The sequence below is a fragment of the Maribacter spongiicola genome (assembly GCF_052119685.1).
GTDB lineage: Bacteria > Bacteroidota > Bacteroidia > Flavobacteriales > Flavobacteriaceae > Maribacter > Maribacter spongiicola_A.
Genome location: NZ_JBGQOO010000001.1, coordinates 259189 through 276552 on the forward strand (window position 1 = coordinate 259189; position 17364 = coordinate 276552).

A 17364-nucleotide genomic window follows, 5' to 3' on the forward strand; every position below is an offset into this window, starting at 1 on the left:
AATCTAAGTAAACTTTAAGAATCCTTCTTTTACACCATACTTTTCTAGCAATTCTAAGGCATCTGAAACCGCTTGGGTAATACCTTTGACAGAATTCAAATCTTGACCCCAATAATTTGTATTACCCAATACTTTAAAAGCAACATCATAAGTGGTAGATGACTGCCATATGGAAGTCATTTCGGTCACAATTTTTTCGTCATCATTAATAGGCATTTTTTTACCGTTCCAACTTCCTTTATAAAAACGAATTAAACAGGCAAAAGAATATACTAATTTTAGGGGCAACCTATTTTCCTGAGCAACAAATTCAAGTAAACTTGGCAAAACCCTTACCTTATATTTAGATATACAATTTAAAGCTATACTGGCAAGTTGATGTTTTACGAAAGGGTTTCTAAACCTATCGAAAACAGCATTGGCAAAATCTTCCAATTCTTCTTGCTCCATATCGAGCGTGGGAATAATTTCTTCAAAGACTAACGATTTTATAAATGGTCCTGTAAAAGATTCATCTAAAGATTGCTTTACCGTTTCATTACCATATAATATGGAAAAAGGTACCATTGCCGTGTGCACACCATTTAAAATTCTAACCTTTCTAGTTCTAAATGGCTGCATGTCCTTTACAATCTTAACGTCTAGATCTGTCTTATGAAAAGGTAATTTCATTTTTAAAGCATCGTCACCTTCAATAACCCATAAGAAAAAAGTTTCTGCGCTAACAATAAGATTATCTTTATAATTCAATTGACTGTTATACTCTTCAATTTGATCACGCGGGTAGCCTGGTACAATTCTATCTACCAACGTATTGTGAAATGTACAACTATGCAATACCCAATTTTTAAAATCTTCAGACAAACTCCAAAGTTCTATATACTTTAATATAATTTCTTTTAATGAATCTGCATTGTAATTGATAAGCTCACAGGGTATAATTGTCAACCCCTTATCTTGAGCACCTTCAAAGTGTTTAAAACGCTCATACAATAGTCTTGTCAACTTTGCCGGAAATGAACTTGGCGGAGACATTGTAATTCTGTCTGTTGTAATATAAGCTATGCCTGCTTCTGTAGTATTAGAAATAACAAATTCCAATTCTTCCTCTTTTGCCAAGCTCAAAAATTCTTCAAAATTTTTATATGGGTCAATACCCTTGACTATATTGGTAATCAATTCTTTTTCTTCAATCTCCTTACCGTCACGAATTCCTTTTGTGAACAATGTATATAAACCGTCTTGATCATTCAACATAGATATCATACCCTTATCTATTGGTTGAACAACAGCTATACCAGCTTTAAAATTTTGTTCTTTGTTTAATTTTTGAAACGCATATTCAATAAAAGCTCGTAAAAAATTACCCTCTCCAAATTGAATGATTTTAATTGGTAATTTATCAATATTAGATGTAGTTTGTCTATTTAGATTCTGCATGATTTAAGTAAAAAGTAATTTGTGATTTATAGATCGAAAAGGCTAGGAAGCCATAAACTTAATTGTGGAATATACGTTACCAAAAATAGGGCTACAATCATAGCTAGAAACAATGGCAGCAAAGGCTTAAACACTTTTTCTATGGTAGTTTTAGCTATGCCGACCCCAACAAAAAGTACTGATCCTACCGGCGGTGTACAAAGACCAATACAAAGATTTAGTACCATTATAATTCCAAAATGAACGGGATCAAGACCTAATTTGGTAACAACAGGTAAAAATATAGGTGTGAATATGAGTACTGCTGGTGTCATATCCATAAAAATACCAACGAATAATAAAAGTAAGTTGATAATCAGAAGAATGACAATCTTATTATCACTTAAACTTAAAAGTCCGGTGCTGATATCTTGTGGAATATTTTCATAAGATAATGCCCAAGACATGCACATAGATGAACCTATCAATAACATTACTATTGCCGTTGTAGCAGAAGAATCTAACAAAATCTGTGGTAATTTACTTAGATTGATTTCCTTATATATAAACCCTAAAATTAAACTATATAGTACGGCAATTGCCGAAGCTTCTGTCGCCGTAAAAATTCCAGTAATGATACCTCCGATAACAACTACTAACATAAATAAGCTAGGTAGGGCATCAATAAAAGTTTTAAATATTTCTTTTAAACTACTTCGCTTACCTACTTTATATTTTTTCTTCTTTGCCCAAATTGATGCTACAATCATTAAGAACAATCCTGTCATTATACCTGGTATATAACCCGCTAAAAATAAAGCTGCTATAGATGCTCCTCCACTTGCCAAAGAATAAACAATCAATACATTACTTGGGGGAATTATAAGACCTGTTGTAGCTGAAGTTATATTAACAGCTGCTCCAAATTCTTTTGAATAGCCTTCTTTTTCCATTTCAGGACCTAAAATACTGCCCATAGCCGATGCAGATGCCATTGCCGATCCGGCTATAGCACCCATAAGCATTGCTGCTATGACATTTATCAATGCCAACCCGCCAGGCAAAGAACCTACCAGTGTTTTCGCAAATCCTATGAGTCTATGGGCTATACCGCCCTTATTCATGAGTTCCCCCGATAACACAAAAAACGGAATTGCCAATAACGCAAAACTATCTAAACCAGTCGCCATACGCTGCGATACGGTAGTGAATGCCGGTATTGCCGGTATGCTGACAAGCATGGTCAGTAAAGACGAAATGGCAATACTCCAAGCAACAGGTGTACCTATAGATAATAAACAAATGAAGCTTATTACTAAAACAAGAATCGGTAAATGCTCCATCATAAATTGATATTTTTTAAGTCAGATATTTTATAATACATAATCAACAATCCGCTAACAGGAATTATAAGATATACTATTGCTAATGGTAGTTGCAACGCGGGTGATTGCTGCCCTAAAACATAAGAGATATACACCAATCTTGAACCACCGATCACGAAAGCAAAGAAGACAAATAGAATAACCAATATGGTTACCATTATTTTTAATTTTTTCTGTGTTTTCTTATTCTGCCTCAATGGTAAAATATCGATTGCAACGTGTAAATTTCGACCTGAAACATAAGCGGCTCCAAGTACACCGATCCATATCATTAGATAACGTGCTAGCTCATCGGTAAAAGAACTTGGATTTCCCGTTACATATCGTGTAAAAACTTGCCATAATACATTTATGACCATTATAGACATAATAAGTACCAATGTTTTACCTAGAAAGGCATCTATTTTATTTCGCATAGTAATTAGTTGGTTTCTTGAATTTCTTTGATAAGCGAATACATTTCTTTATCCTCTTTATAACCTTCGAAAATACTTTTTACTTTTTCTACAAAAAGAGATTTATCAGGTCTTATAATTTTAACTCCAGCTTTTTGAACTTCTCGTAACGCCTCTGCCTCTGCCTCTGCCCAAAGAATACGCTGGTATTTTACAGATTCTTTTACCGATTCATTAAGCCATTTTTGTTCTTGTTCGTTTAGCTTATCAAATACATAAGTACCAATCAACAAAACATCGGGTAATACGGTATGTTCATCTAAAGAATAATATTTACAAACTTCGTAATGTCTCGATAAGTAAAAACTTGGCGGATTATTTTCTGCGCCATCTACAACCCCTTGCTGCAACGAAGTATACAATTCTCCCCAAGAAATAGGTGTTGGCGAGCCTCCCAATGCCTTTACCATGTTTACGGCAGTTGCACTTTCCATAACCCGTATTTTTTCACCGATTAAATCATCTGGTTTTTCAATTGGCTTGTTCATGGTATAAAAACTTCTGCTACCTGCATCGTAATAACCCAAACCTTTTAACCAATATTTTTCACCTTCATTCAACAGCATTTCACCAATTGGTCCGTCAAGAACATTGAATGAATGTTGACGATCTCGAAATAGGAAAGGCAGCCCTAATACTTTCATCTTTGGCGCAAAATTTTCTAACACACCTACAGATACCTTTGTCATATCTAAACTACCAATCTGCAAAAGTTCTAAACACTCTCGTTCAGTACCTAATTGTTGACTGGGATAAATTTCAAGTTTAAGCTTACCACCAGAGCGCTCAAGCAAATCTTCACCCATCTTGATCATTGCCTTATGTACCGAATGACTAACGTCTAAGCCATGACCCAACCGCAATGTCTTAGTTTTAGTCTGAATTTCACAACCTAAAAAGGTTACAACTAAGATAAAGAGAGTTAGTATTTTTATACTTTTCATAGTATTGTTTTGCCCGGCTATTAAATACCGAAGATTATTAGTTAAAACTTAAAATACTCTTTTGCATTATTATAGCTTATATCTTGAATGATTTTACCTACCAATTCAAAATCTTGTGGCAATTCGCCACGTTGCATTTCTTGACCAAAAAGATTACAAACAATTCTTCTAAAATATTCATGTCTGGGAAAAGATAAAAAGCTTCGAGAATCAGTTAGCATTCCTATAAAACAACTAATTAATCCCATATTAGAAAGTGCATTCAACTGTCTGGTCATGCCATCTTTTTGATCCATAAACCACCAACCAGAACCAAACTGCATTTTGCCTTTTACCTTACCATCGTTATAGTTACCGATCATGGTAGCCAAGACTTCGTTATCTGCCGGGTTAAGATTATATAATATGGTCTTGGTAAGTTTGTCTTTAGAATCTAACGCATTTAAAAAACTTGATAGTGTTCTTGCTTGAGAATAATCCCCTATAGAATCCCAACCTGTATCAGGACCTAATATACGTGTCATTCTGGCATTATTATTTCGTAATGCACCTAAATGAAATTGTTGTATCCATCCTCGGGAATGGTATTGTTCACATAAAAATAATAAGATTGCAGTTTGGAATTTTTCATCTTCCTCTAAAGACAATAGCTTTCTCTCTGTTCTTTTTTGGAAAATATTTTCAATTTCAGCATCAGTAAATGTTCTAAACGGAACATAGCTTAAACCATGATCGGATAGTGTACATCCATTTTCAGCAAAATAGTCCAAGCGTACAGAAAGCGCATCACATAAAGACTTGTAAGAATCGATGTTTACCTTACTAACAACTGAAAGTTTTTCTAAATACTCTAAATAAGTATCTGTTGAAATTAAGATGGACTTATCTGGTCTAAAAGCTGTACTAACCTTCACATTAAAATCACTATTTTTTATTTTAATATGATTATCTAAACTATCGATAGGATCTTCTGTGGTACAAATAACCTCCACATTCATCTTATTTATAATATTACGACAGCTATAGTCTGGGGTTTGCAATTTTGAAGTTGCCTCATCGTAAATTTCATTTGCTGTATCGGCGTTTAACAATAAGTCAATATCGAAATAGCGTTGCAATTCTAAATGCGTCCAATGATATAAGGGATTTCTTAGGGTATACGGAACCGTTTTACCCCATTGTGCAAACTTTTCTTTATCAGGAGCATTACCCGTAATATATTTTTCATCGACACCAAAAGTTCGCATAGCACGCCATTTATAATGGTCGCCATCATTCCATATTTTAGTAAGATTTTCGAACTTACGATTATTTGCTATTTCATTAGGTGGTAGATGACAATGGTAATCTATGATTGGCATTTTTGATGCATAATCATGAAATAATATTTCAGAAAACTTATTTTCCAAAAGAAAATCGTCTTTGATAAAAGTCTTGTTACGGTTAAAACTACTATTCATTAATTTTCATTTGAAGGTTTACCTATGGTAGCTAAAATTCCACCATCTACATATATAATTTGCCCATTTACAAAATCGCTTGACTTTGATGCTAAAAAAACCGCAGTACCAGCAAGATCTTCAGGATTACCCCATCTAGCAGCCGGAGTTCTATTAATGATAAATTCATTGAAGGGGTGCCCATCGACCCTAATAGGTTCTGTTTGCGAAGTAGCAAAATACCCTGGACCAATACCATTTACTTGAATATTATGTTTTGCCCATTCGGTGGCTAAATTGCGAGTAAGCATTTTAAGACCGCCCTTAGCCGCTGCATAAGCTGAAACACTATTTCTGCCCAATTCACTCATCATAGAACAAATATTGATGATTTTACCACCTCCATTTTTAATCATTCTATTACCAACTAATTGCGACATAATAAAAGCGCCGACCAAATCAACTTCGATTACTCTTCTAAAATCATCAATAGGCATTGTTGATGCCAATTCTCTTTTAATAATACCTGCATTGTTAACCAAAATATCAATTTCTCCACCATCACTTACTATTTCAGCAACCTTGATTTCAGCCAACTTATCATCGGTAATATCAAAAATATAACCCGTAATCTTATACCCTTTACTCTTGTAATATGCCAAACCATCTTCCATTTTAGAAGGTGTGGTTCCTGTAATTATTAATTCAGCACCGGCATTTGCTAATCCTTCTGCCATAGCCATTCCTAACCCATGAGTGCCGCCAGTAATTAACGCACGCTTCCCTTTTAAATCAAATAATTTCATAAGTTCTATCTTAATTCATTAGGCGCACATACATCCATGTCGCTATAGTCAAGATTCTCACCTGCCATACCCCAAACAAATGAATAAGCACATGTTCCAGAACCAGAATGTATAGACCACTCGGGTGACAATACCGCTTGGTTATTCTCAATAAAAATATGACGCGTATGTTGTGGTTCTCCCATAAAATGACAAACCGTTTGTCCTTCTTCTACATCAAAATAAAAATAAGCTTCCATTCTTCTGTTATGGGTATGTGCCGGCATGGTATTCCAAACATTACCTGGCAATAGTTCAGTTAAGCCCATTTGCAATTGGCAAGTTTCGACAATACTATTTACAATAAGCTTATTTAAAACTCTTTTATTCGCATATTTCTCATCGCCCAATTGAATAACTTCAGCTTCAGATGCACCAACCTTTTTTGTAGGAAAATTTTTATGAGCAGGGGCTGAATTTATGTAAAATAATGGTTGTTCTCCTGATGATGCTTCGAAAATAACTTCTTTAGTACCTTGACCTACATATAATGCTTCTTTTTTAGAAAGTTCATAGGCAATACCATCAACCGTAATTTTTCCTTTTCCACCAACATTTACAACACCAAGCTCTCTTCTATCAAGAAAATTTTCTGATTTTAAATATTCTACTGTTTCTAATTTCACAGATTTATCTACAGGCATTATTCCACCTACTATATATCGGTCGTACATAGAATATGTTAATTGCACACTATTTTTTATAAAAAGTTTAGGTATTAAGAATTCTTTTCTTAATTCATCTGTTCCATAAGCTCTACTTGCAACGGGATGTGCAGCGTATCTAAATTCGTAATTTGTCATATTATCATTTTATGCAATCGATTACACAAATATATGTATTTTTAAATATTTAGCAAGTAAATTAAATATAAAATACAATGTGGGTTAATTTTTTGAATAATTTTTGTTTGATTTATAATTTAGAATGAGAAAGTCTTGAATTAAACACAAATTGTATGATACAAACTCGCAAAACGGATAAATTTTACAATATGAAAAGCTGAAATTTACATTTGAACCAAAAATTTAACCTCTAAACATACCCTTTTAGTTAAATTGTTCATAAATACTATTATCTAATTGCTCTATAAGCATATACAATTGACAAAGAATTGCGTAATTTGAATATTATGTTAACTTTGAAAAAAAAGCAGCACATGGAGTTACTTGAAAAAGCTCAAGAATTTATAGGTCGAAAAATGAGTAATATGTCTACTAGTGACCGAGTAGAAGCGTCGAGAGAGGCAAAAGCACTTATTTTAAGCATTAATGAAATATATAAGGAAACTAAAGATTCTACTTTGATGGATGTAATGAAAGAAGTTACAGTCAAAAAGAAGAAGATTGAAAAACGTTTGAATGGAGTACCTTTAGTATAAACTTGACAATAGTAAGACTTATTAAGATTTCTTTTAAGAGTTTATTTGAAATAAAAAAATCCCTTGATATACTCAAGGGATTTTTTTATTTCAAATATTTTAAACTTCTATAACGTATTGGAGTTTGACTTAAACAATTTCTGCACTTAATCCTGCTTGCAACAATTTAGAGCATTGTGGTTTTAATTCTTCATATTCACCCGTCTTAACTGTACACTTACCTTTGTAATGTACAATTAAAGAACATTGCTCGGCTTGTTCTGGTGAATGCTCACACACAGACATTAACGTATGTATCACATGGTCGAATGTATTGACCTCATCATTAAATAGAATGATTTCATTTTGCTGAACCGTTTCTTCTTCTAAAAGTAGCTCTTCGGAAAATTCTTCTCTTGTACCCATCATATTCCAATTAATACCGCCTAATTTACATATTTTGCGGCAACCCAATTATTACGTTCAAGGTTTTTTTCAAATTTTAACGCTAATTCAGTGCACTTTTCTGTAATCATTTCTAAATCTTCTGTATAAAAACCGCTTAACAATAATGTGCCACCTGAATTCAATGAATTTGCATAACTAGGTAGATCTGCCAATAAAATGTTTCTATTTATATTAGCTATAATTAAATCGTACTTCTTACCCTCTAATAAAGCAACATCGCCTTCGTAAACAGAAATGAAGTCCATGTTATTACGCTCAACATTCTCTTTGGCATTCAAATAACACCAATTATCAATATCGATGGCGTCTATAGTAGCACCACCGCGCATTGCTGCAAGAATTGCTAAAACCCCTGTTCCACTGCCCATATCTAAAACAGTTTTACCTTTTACGTCTAATTGAAGAATATGCTGTAGCATCATGTGTGTAGTCTCATGATGACCTGTACCAAAACTCATTTTTGGTTCAATGACAATATCATAGGTCACATCAATAGCCTCATGAAACGGTGCCCTTATCATACAAATATCATCAACAATTATAGGTTGAAAATTTTGCTCCCAAGTAGCATTCCAATTCTCTTGCTCAATCTCTTTATAGTCGTAGGTAAATGTATATCTCGGATTCTTTAATATCGGAAGATCCGTTAAAATACCTTCAGACCAATCAGTTTTTTGAATGTATGCCAACACATCTTCTTCTTCTTCAACAAAACTTTCAAAACCAGCTTCACCCAATTCTGCAATAAGAAGGTCTGAAGCTGGATCTTTAGGTTTTACCGTAAAACGGTATTCAATATATACTGTATCGCTCATTTTAAATACTTCGCTTAAATAGCTTTAATGATCGCAATAAAATCGTCAGCTACTAATGAAGCACCACCGATTAAACCACCGTCAACATCTGGTTTAGAAAAAATCTCTTCTGCATTACCTGGCTTAACACTACCACCGTAAAGAATAGTTACATTATTAGCTATAGTAGCATCAAATGCTTCTGAAATGGTTTTACGAATAAATGCATGCATTTCTTGAGCTTGTTCAGGAGAAGCGGTTTCACCCGTACCAATTGCCCAAACTGGCTCGTATGCCAAAACAATATTCGACCAAGCAGCTGGCTCTAAACTAAAAAGCACATTCTTTAACTGACTTTCAACTAATTTAAAATGGTTTCCAGATTTACGATCTTCTAATTCCTCACCGAAACAGAACATTACACGAATGCCTTTATTTAAAGCCGTAATAACTTTCTTTGAAAGTATTTCATCGCCTTCACCAAAATAAGCTCTTCTTTCTGAGTGCCCGATAATTGCGGTATCAATACCAATATTCAACAACATATCTGCAGATATCTCACCCGTAAAAGCACCACTTTCTGCATAATGCATGTTCTGTGCAATAACTTCAATTTTAGAACTTTCTAAAGCACGTACGGCACTAGCCAAGTTTACATATGTTGGTGCAACCATAACCTCTGCATTCGTATCTGGCAATTTTGCCGCCAACTCTGCCAAAAGCGTTTCAGTTTCCTCCAAATTCTTGTTCATTTTCCAGTTACCTGCTACTATCTTTGCTCTCATGTTGTTTTATTTCTAATTATACTATTTCAGTTTAATATCTTAATTGAAGATTAAATCTTCTAAATCGTTGTAATGCACTTTTTGTTTTATAGTTCCTTTTTCTAAAACCAAAACTCCGGGGTTTGATCTTACAATAGTCTTAAGTGTTGTCTCATCTGTAAAGTAAAAATCAAAACCTAGGTTGTACTCTTTTACTAAAGCATCAGTTTGATCTGGCCCAGAGGCTGACATACCTATTACTTTATATCCGGCTTTTATGGCCTTGTCGGATACTGTTTTAATATTCTTGAACTCTTCTAAATTCGTTTTTCTTAAATCATAGGCTATTACCATAACCAATTTTGGTTCTTGTAATAAAGAGGCAGCGAAGTCCTCTCCTTCCTGCTCTATAGTAAAATCATGAACTGGTGGTTCATAGCCAGCCTGAATCTCTGCTGTTTCAACATCTATAAACTCTCCGTCTACAGTTGGGTAATCTCCATTACTAATATGAATTTCTTCGTTACCGTTGACATTGAACTTCCATCTGTATTCGAAAACAGCTTTAGGCGCATCATCTGGTGTACTCATACCATCTTCGATGTTCTTACCTATTTCATAAGGTCTAAAATCTATTACTGGCAAGTGATTTAATACGTAATACACGTAACCAACACAAGCCAAAAATGATGTTGCTAAAACTGTCGTCAAGACTTTTGAATTTACTAACGGTGTAATATATTTTCTACCGGCATATATGATTAATATCAGCACTAACAGCACTACATCTTTCGTAAAAGACTCCCAAGGTGTCAGCTTTATCGCATCACCAAAACAACCACAATCGGTTACTTTATTGAAGTAAGCAGAATAAAAGGTTAGAAATGTGAAGAACACGATCATGGCAATCAGCGTCCATATAGTAAATTTTCGTTTGTAGCCCAGTATTAGCATAACACCAACCATGACCTCAACGATAACCACTAAAATTGAAATTACCAATGCAAAAGGAGTTAGAAAAGGCAGATCTAACACACCTTGACTAAAATATTCTTCTAACTTAAAAGAAAAACCAACAGGGTCGTTCAGTTTTATAAATCCGCTTATAATAAAAAGTATACCAACAAAAATTCTTACTACACCTACTAAATACTTCATTCTTATTCTTATTTTGATTCTGAACCTAAATGTATCAATGCAAAAACAGCATAATTAATCATGTCTTGATAATTGGCATCTATACCTTCGCTTACCAAAGTTTTACCTTTATTATCTTCTATCTGTTTTACTCGTAGTAATTTCTGTAAAATTAAATCTGTAAGAGAACTTACCCTCATATCTCGCCAAGCTTCACCATAATCATGATTCTTGTTCAACATCAATTCTTTGGTAATTTTAATATGCTTTGTATATAATTCTACGGCTTTTTCGGTGTTCAAATCGGGCTGCTCAGCAACACCAAGTTCTAATTGAATTAATGCCATTACCGAATAGTTTATAATCCCAATAAACTCTGAACGCTCACCTTCATCAACCTTACGAACATCGTTCTCTTGAAGACTACGTATGCGTTGTGCCTTAATAAAAATTTGATCTGTTAGCGATGGCAATCTTAAAATTCGCCATGCACTACCGTAATCTGTCATTTTTTTCTGGTACAGATTTAAACAAACCTCAATAACCTCATCGTATTCCTTTGCCGTATCTAGCATGTAATTCTATCTAATTTGTGTAAATTTCGCTTAAAAAATTGTAACCATCAAGATTGACGGTTTAAACTTGGGAAATGCCACAAATTCCTATTAAAAATTGATAATGACGATAAATTGCAACGGTAAACTTTTATCATTAGATCAGCCCAAAGTAATGGGTATTTTGAACGTTACTCCTGATTCCTTTTTCGATGGCGGAAAATACAAAGACGAAAAGAGTATTCTAAATCAGGTTGAAAAAATGCTGAACGAAGGTGCTAGTTTTATTGACATTGGCGCTTATAGTTCAAGACCAGGTGCATTAGAAGTTGATGAGGCTACCGAGTTAAAACGGATAGTACCAATTGTGAGTTTAATTCTTAAGAATTTTTCAGATGCCATACTTTCTATAGATACGTTTAGAAGTAACGTCGCTAAAGAATGTATTGAAAATGGCGCTGCCATAATTAATGATATTTCTGCGGGATTGCAGGATAGCAATATGTTACCCACCGTTGCCAAATTACATGTACCATATATTATGATGCATATGCGCGGCACGCCACAAAACATGCAGCAAAAAACAGATTATGAAGATGTTGTAAAAGAAGTTCTTTCATTTTTTTCTGAAAGATTAGTTACAGCTAAGGCATTAGGAATAAAAGATATTATCATTGACCCAGGTTTTGGATTTGCTAAAAATTTGCACCAAAACTACGAGCTCTTAAACCATATGGAAGTAATGAAAATCATTGAACACCCATTGTTGGCAGGCATCAGCAGAAAATCGATGATTTATAAAACTTTAGACATAACTGCCGATCTAGCATTAAACGGCACAACGGCATTACATATGGTCTGCTTACAAAAAGGCACTAAAATTCTTAGAGTACATGACGTAAAAGAAGCGATGGAATGTGTAAAACTCTATGAACAATTAAATGCCTAAGTTTATATCTATTTGTTGTTATCAATTTTCTTAATTTTACTAAAACGGTACTGATTGGATTTTTTAAATTTTATTGACTTTAAGATAACAGATGTTTTAGACATCATATTTGTTGCCGTACTTCTATACTATATCTACAAATTAGTTAGAGGATCGGTGGCAATCAATATTTTTATAGGGATTGTTATTGTCTGGGCTTTTTGGAAATTGACCGAATTGCTAGACATGCAAATGATTAGCAGTATGGTCGGTGCATTTATGCAAGTCGGACTTATTGCCCTAATTATAGTTTTTCAACAAGAGATCAGAAAATTCCTTTTAATGATCGGCTCTACAAATTTCGCAAATAAGAGAAACTTTGTAAAGCATTTTAAATTCTTAAAACAAGAAGGTCTATCTACTGATACAGATGTTGATGCCATATTAAAAGCATGCGAGAAAATGGCGAGCACCAAAACAGGAGCTATTTTGGTTATCGAGCGCAGCAACTCCTTAGATTTTATAAAGAGCACGGGCGACCGAATGAATATTGAAATTAACCAACCTATTCTTGAAAGTATTTTTTACAAAAACAGTACACTTCATGATGGTGCTGCTGTTATCGTTGGAAATTATATTGTTGCTACGAGAGTAATTTTACCAGTTTCTAACGAGCGTAATATACCGCTGCGCTTCGGATTACGACATAGAGCTGCAGTAGGAATAAGTGAAAAGACCGACGCCCTAAGCATCGTAGTAAGTGAAGAAACAGGATTGATATCTTATATTAAAAACGGAGAATTTGTTCTTTACGATTCCATTACCCAATTGGGAAATATGCTTAAACAAGATTTAATATAGTGGAATGTAAAAATTGTCATACCAACCTAAGAACCGATTTCAGCTATTGTCCCGATTGTGGAGCTAAGGTAATTCGCAATAGACTAACCGTAAAGAATCTTTGGTATGATGCCACCGAACGATTTTTCAATATAGACAACACCTTTCTTATCACCTTTAAACATCTGTTTACAAAACCAGAGGAAGTAATTGGTGGCTATATTAATGGTGTTAGAAAGAAGTATTTAAACCCCATTAGTTATTTCACCATTGCCATTACCCTTGGCGGGTTATTTGTTTATGTATACACAGAGTTTTTTCCTAATGCTCTAGATTTCGATTTCCTATATAAAAGCGGAGATACAATTAGTGAGGCAGATAAATTTGCACAAGATTCTCAAAAAAAAATAAACACCTACATCTTTAAATACCAGAGTATTTTTTACATAGCCATGCTACCTTTTATTACTTTAATTTCAAGACTTGTTTTCATCAATAAAAAACAGTTTAATTTAAGTGAGCATTTTGTGATTAATATTTATGCATACTCACAAATGTCGATTCTCATCAACACTTTATACTTGTTGACTGTTTGGAATTCTAAAATCCTTTATTATGTAACTTTTGGAAATATGATTTTCCAAATTATATTTTTCACTTGGGTATTTTACAAACTTTTTAATCTGACTATAAAACAAACTATATTAAAACTATTTCTACTTCTAATTTTAATAGGCACCTTATTTACGATTATCACAATTGGTATAGGAATTTATTTAGCTTTTTTTACTGACACATTTCAAAAAATGGTACCGTAATTAAGCAACCTCCTCAGATAAGAATTGAGCCTCATATAAATTGCTGTAGTAACCACCTTTTTTAAGTAGTTGTTTGTGCGTACCGGTTTCTACGATATTACCTGCATCCATCACAATAATTTTATCAGCTTTTTTAATAGTAGCTAAACGGTGGGCAATAACTATAGAAGTTCTCCCTTGCGTAATTTTATCGGTAGCAGACTGAATTAACTGCTCAGAATAGGTATCTACCGACGATGTAGCTTCATCCAAAATTAAAATGCTAGGATTACTGACATAAGCCCGTAAAAATGCAATTAATTGACGCTGACCACTAGAAAGCATGGTACCTCTCTCTTTTACATTATACTGATAACCGCCTGGCAAACTCGTTATAAACTCGTCTACACCAATAGCTTTAGCTGCATTCTCAATATCAGAAACACTTATCGCAGGGTTTTTTAGAGAAATATTATTGGCAATCGTATCGGCAAACAAAAAAACATCTTGCAACACCACGGCAATGTGCGTGCGTAATGATGATAAATTGTACTCTTTAATATCTACGCCATCAACCAAGATAGCACCAGAATTAATCTCGTAAAACCTATTCAACAGATTTATAATCGTACTCTTACCTGCACCAGTAGCGCCAACAATAGCAACTGTTTCCCCTGCTTTTACATCAAATGAAATTCCGTGTAAAACCTCTTCATCTTCTAAGTACCCAAAATGAACATCATCAAATTTGATATCGCCATTAACCACATCTTTCTCAAAAGAACCTACATTTTGTATGTGGCTATCGGTATCTAAAATTTTAAAAACTCTATTAGCGGCAACCATCCCCATTTGTAGGGTATTAAATTTATCGGCAATTTGACGAAGTGGTCTAAAAAGCAAATCGATTAACATAATAAAAGCGAAAATTGTACCTGCTATATCTGTAGATATATTAGCAACATTTTGCAATCCGCCATACCAAACAATTAATCCTACGGTAAGTGAAGAAACAATTTCAGCAATCGGGAAGAAAATGGAGTTATACCAAACTGTTTTCAACCAGGCTTTTTTATGCTTTTCGTTAATTTCTCTAAACTTTTCGCTTTCTATTTTTTCTCGAGTAAATAGTTGTACTATTTTCATACCCGTAATACGCTCTTGTACAAATGAATTCAGGTTAGAAACCTCTGCCCTAACTTCTGTAAAAGCCACTTTCATAGCTTTTTGAAACCATCTTGTAGCATACATAATTATTGGTAACAGCGCAAAAACAATTAAAGCGAGTTTCCAATTTATAAATAACATAACAACAGCAGCAACTACCATTTTCAGCAAATCTGCCACAATAACGAAAAATCCTTGACTGAATATCTCACCTATTCGCTGCATATCTGCAACGGCTCTCGTTACCAACACGCCCAATGATGAATTATCGAAATACTTCATTCTAAAAGAAAGCATTTTCTTGAAGAGACTTATACGAATATCTTTAATAACAGATTCGCCTAACCAGTTTGCATAATAATTAAAAGCCAATTGACAAATTACTTGACCAAGTAACACCACCAACATAGCAATGGTTAAGTTAAGCAACATTTCTGCATTGCTTTCTTTTATGGCTTCATCAATAATTTTCTTGACAATTAGGGGAGTAAGAATCGCAAAACAAGACAATAATATGGCAGCCAAAGCAACGCCATAAAAAGTGATTTTGTACGGTTTTGTATAGGCGAGTAAGCGTTTAAAAAGACGAGTGTCAAATGCTTTGCCAGAATCCTTATCCATTCTTTAAAATAGTATTGGGGTAAACAATAGAGGTCAAATATAATCCTTTTGCAGGAACAGAAACGCCTGCTTTTGTTCTATCCTTGCTTTTTAATATGGTATTAACATAGTCTGCAGGGTATCTACCCAATCCCACATTAATTAATGTTCCGACAATGGCCCTAACCATATTACGCAGAAATCGGTCTGCTGTAATCGTGAAAACAAGTTTATCATTTTTTAGCTCCCATTTTGCCTCTCTTAGGTCGCAAATATTAGTGTACACATCTGTATTTGACTTTGAAAAACATTCAAAATCCTTTTTACCCAACAACAATGCAGCGCCATTATTCATTTGTTCAATGTCTAGCTCTTTCTTTACAAAATGAGCCAAATCTGTAGAAAATGGGTCTTTCTTTTTATCGATATGATATTCATAAGTTCTTGCGGTGGCATGAAAACGTGCATGTGCATCATCTTCTACTTCAAAAATTCGATCAACCGCAATATCATTTGGCAAGAAAGAATTTAGCCTAAAAATATATTCAGGTATATTATTCAAGCTGTCAATATCGAAATGCGCGTACATTTCTTTGGCATGAACACCGGTATCTGTTCGACCGGCACCCATAAGAGAAACAGGCGAATTCAAAAGTTTAGACATGCCGTTCTCTAATACTTCTTGAACGGTAATGGCATTAGGCTGATTTTGCCAGCCATGATAAGCTTTACCGAAGTATGAAAATTGAATAAAGAATCTCAAAAGTATGTGCTAGTTTTGTACTTGACAAAGGTATTAAAAAGGATACGTTTTAACATTCGATATAGCAAAGTCAACTAAGAATATCAGTTGCTCGATAAAATGAATCTATTTTCCCAATCAAATTGAAATCTAAAAATGACCAAAATTCTCTTACTATCTGATACGCATTCGCATATAGACGACGCCATTTTAAAGCATGTAAAATGGGCAGATGAAGTATGGCATGCCGGTGACATTGGATCTTTAGAGGTTACCGATGCTATTGCGAAATTAAAACCTTTGAAAGGAGTATATGGAAATATTGACGACCATATTATTCAAAAAGAATTTCCAGAAAACAACAGATTTTTTTGTGAAGGTGTTGATGTTTTTATAACTCATATAGGAGGATACCCACCTAAGTATAATATGAGAACCCGAGATATGATCAGAGAAAATCCGCCAAAATTATTCATATCCGGACATTCGCATATTCTAAAGGTGATGATGGATAAAAAATTAGGTGTTTTACATATGAACCCAGGAGCTTGCGGGAAGCATGGTTTTCATCAAGTACGTACCATGTTACGCTTCGTTATAGAAAGTGATAATATCAAAGATCTTGAAGTTATCGAGTTAGGCAAAAGATAAAACACAGGGCATTTTCACTAATGTGTATTAAAAAGAAAAACTTAAATAAAGAAATAAAAAAACCCGGAAACTACC

Annotated in this window: 19 protein-coding genes; 5 read left to right on the forward strand and 14 right to left on the reverse strand. The window is 34.1% G+C overall.

Annotated elements, in window-relative coordinates; all coding sequences use genetic code 11:
• Positions 1-3 precede the first annotated feature (3 nt).
• Genes ACEN2N_RS01005 through kduI form a run of 7 tightly spaced genes read right to left on the reverse strand, consistent with a single transcriptional unit; the run spans position 4 to position 7290 of the window.
• Positions 4-1440 carry a tagaturonate reductase gene (locus tag ACEN2N_RS01005; protein WP_441822592.1) on the reverse strand — a complete coding sequence of 479 codons (1437 nt, stop codon included), beginning with the start codon at positions 1438-1440 and terminating at the stop codon, positions 4-6.
• Between the two features lie 26 nt (positions 1441-1466).
• Positions 1467-2762 (reverse strand): TRAP transporter large permease, encoded by a 1296-nt coding sequence (locus tag ACEN2N_RS01010; RefSeq protein ID WP_441823120.1) that lies wholly within the window; start codon positions 2760-2762, stop codon positions 1467-1469.
• The gene (locus ACEN2N_RS01015) at positions 2762-3220 is read right to left on the reverse strand and encodes a TRAP transporter small permease (protein ID WP_441822593.1); all 459 of its coding nucleotides are present in this window, start codon (positions 3218-3220) and stop codon (positions 2762-2764) included. Before ACEN2N_RS01015 ends, ACEN2N_RS01010 begins: the two co-directional genes overlap by 1 nt.
• Before the next feature lie 5 nt (positions 3221-3225).
• Positions 3226-4203 carry a TRAP transporter substrate-binding protein gene (locus tag ACEN2N_RS01020; protein ID WP_441822594.1) on the reverse strand — a complete coding sequence of 326 codons (978 nt, stop codon included), beginning with the start codon at positions 4201-4203 and terminating at the stop codon, positions 3226-3228.
• A gap of 41 nt (positions 4204-4244) precedes the next feature.
• Entirely contained in the window at positions 4245-5663 is a 1419-nt protein-coding gene (gene uxaC, locus ACEN2N_RS01025) for a glucuronate isomerase (protein WP_441822595.1), read from the reverse strand.
• Positions 5663-6448, reverse strand: coding sequence for a gluconate 5-dehydrogenase (locus ACEN2N_RS01030; RefSeq protein WP_441822596.1), 786 nt, complete (start codon positions 6446-6448; stop codon positions 5663-5665). The genes uxaC and ACEN2N_RS01030 overlap by 1 nt, the downstream gene beginning before the upstream one ends.
• A 5-nt stretch (positions 6449-6453) precedes the next feature.
• Positions 6454-7290 carry a 5-dehydro-4-deoxy-D-glucuronate isomerase gene (gene kduI, locus ACEN2N_RS01035; RefSeq protein ID WP_441822597.1) on the reverse strand — a complete coding sequence of 279 codons (837 nt, stop codon included), beginning with the start codon at positions 7288-7290 and terminating at the stop codon, positions 6454-6456.
• 356 nt (positions 7291-7646) lie between these two features.
• On the opposite strand from kduI, the gene ACEN2N_RS01040 reads away from it, so the two are divergent.
• The gene (locus tag ACEN2N_RS01040; RefSeq protein ID WP_441822598.1) at positions 7647-7868 is read left to right on the forward strand and encodes a hypothetical protein; all 222 of its coding nucleotides are present in this window, start codon (positions 7647-7649) and stop codon (positions 7866-7868) included.
• Between the two features lie 129 nt (positions 7869-7997).
• On the opposite strand, the gene ACEN2N_RS01045 is transcribed toward ACEN2N_RS01040, so the two are convergent.
• Genes ACEN2N_RS01045 through ACEN2N_RS01065 form a run of 5 tightly spaced genes read right to left on the reverse strand, consistent with a single transcriptional unit; the run spans position 7998 to position 11585 of the window.
• A complete protein-coding gene (locus ACEN2N_RS01045) occupies positions 7998-8273 on the reverse strand; it encodes an ATP-dependent Clp protease adaptor ClpS (protein ID WP_441823121.1) in 276 nt (91 codons plus the stop codon).
• A gap of 20 nt (positions 8274-8293) precedes the next feature.
• The gene (gene prmA / locus ACEN2N_RS01050; RefSeq protein ID WP_441822599.1) at positions 8294-9130 is read right to left on the reverse strand and encodes a 50S ribosomal protein L11 methyltransferase; all 837 of its coding nucleotides are present in this window, start codon (positions 9128-9130) and stop codon (positions 8294-8296) included.
• A gap of 14 nt (positions 9131-9144) precedes the next feature.
• Entirely contained in the window at positions 9145-9894 is a 750-nt protein-coding gene (tpiA, locus tag ACEN2N_RS01055) for a triose-phosphate isomerase (protein WP_441822600.1), read from the reverse strand.
• Positions 9895-9933: 39 nt separating this feature from the next.
• Complete coding sequence (locus ACEN2N_RS01060; RefSeq protein ID WP_441822601.1) at positions 9934-11031, reverse strand: BT_3928 family protein; 1098 nt, start codon at positions 11029-11031, stop codon at positions 9934-9936.
• An 8-nt stretch (positions 11032-11039) separates the two neighbouring features.
• Positions 11040-11585 (reverse strand): DUF1599 domain-containing protein, encoded by a 546-nt coding sequence (locus ACEN2N_RS01065; protein WP_441822602.1) that lies wholly within the window; start codon positions 11583-11585, stop codon positions 11040-11042.
• A gap of 103 nt (positions 11586-11688) precedes the next feature.
• On the opposite strand from ACEN2N_RS01065, the gene folP reads away from it, so the two are divergent.
• Genes folP through ACEN2N_RS01080 form a run of 3 tightly spaced genes read left to right on the forward strand, consistent with a single transcriptional unit; the run spans position 11689 to position 14150 of the window.
• A complete protein-coding gene (folP, locus tag ACEN2N_RS01070) occupies positions 11689-12513 on the forward strand; it encodes a dihydropteroate synthase (protein ID WP_441822603.1) in 825 nt (274 codons plus the stop codon).
• Positions 12514-12567: 54 nt separating this feature from the next.
• Complete coding sequence (locus tag ACEN2N_RS01075; RefSeq protein WP_133686639.1) at positions 12568-13353, forward strand: diadenylate cyclase; 786 nt, start codon at positions 12568-12570, stop codon at positions 13351-13353.
• On the forward strand, positions 13353-14150 hold the full coding sequence (locus ACEN2N_RS01080) for a DUF3667 domain-containing protein (protein ID WP_441822604.1): 798 nt from the start codon (positions 13353-13355) through the stop codon (positions 14148-14150). The genes ACEN2N_RS01075 and ACEN2N_RS01080 overlap by 1 nt, the downstream gene beginning before the upstream one ends.
• Here ACEN2N_RS01080 and ACEN2N_RS01085 read toward each other — a convergent pair whose 3' ends face one another.
• Entirely contained in the window at positions 14151-15917 is a 1767-nt protein-coding gene (locus ACEN2N_RS01085; protein WP_441822605.1) for an ABC transporter ATP-binding protein, read from the reverse strand. It abuts the gene before it with no gap.
• A complete protein-coding gene (gene truA, locus ACEN2N_RS01090) occupies positions 15910-16659 on the reverse strand; it encodes a tRNA pseudouridine(38-40) synthase TruA (protein WP_441822606.1) in 750 nt (249 codons plus the stop codon). The genes ACEN2N_RS01085 and truA overlap by 8 nt, the downstream gene beginning before the upstream one ends.
• A 135-nt stretch (positions 16660-16794) precedes the next feature.
• On the opposite strand from truA, the gene ACEN2N_RS01095 reads away from it, so the two are divergent.
• Entirely contained in the window at positions 16795-17289 is a 495-nt protein-coding gene (locus ACEN2N_RS01095; protein WP_441822607.1) for a metallophosphoesterase family protein, read from the forward strand.
• Positions 17290-17364 lie beyond the last annotated feature (75 nt).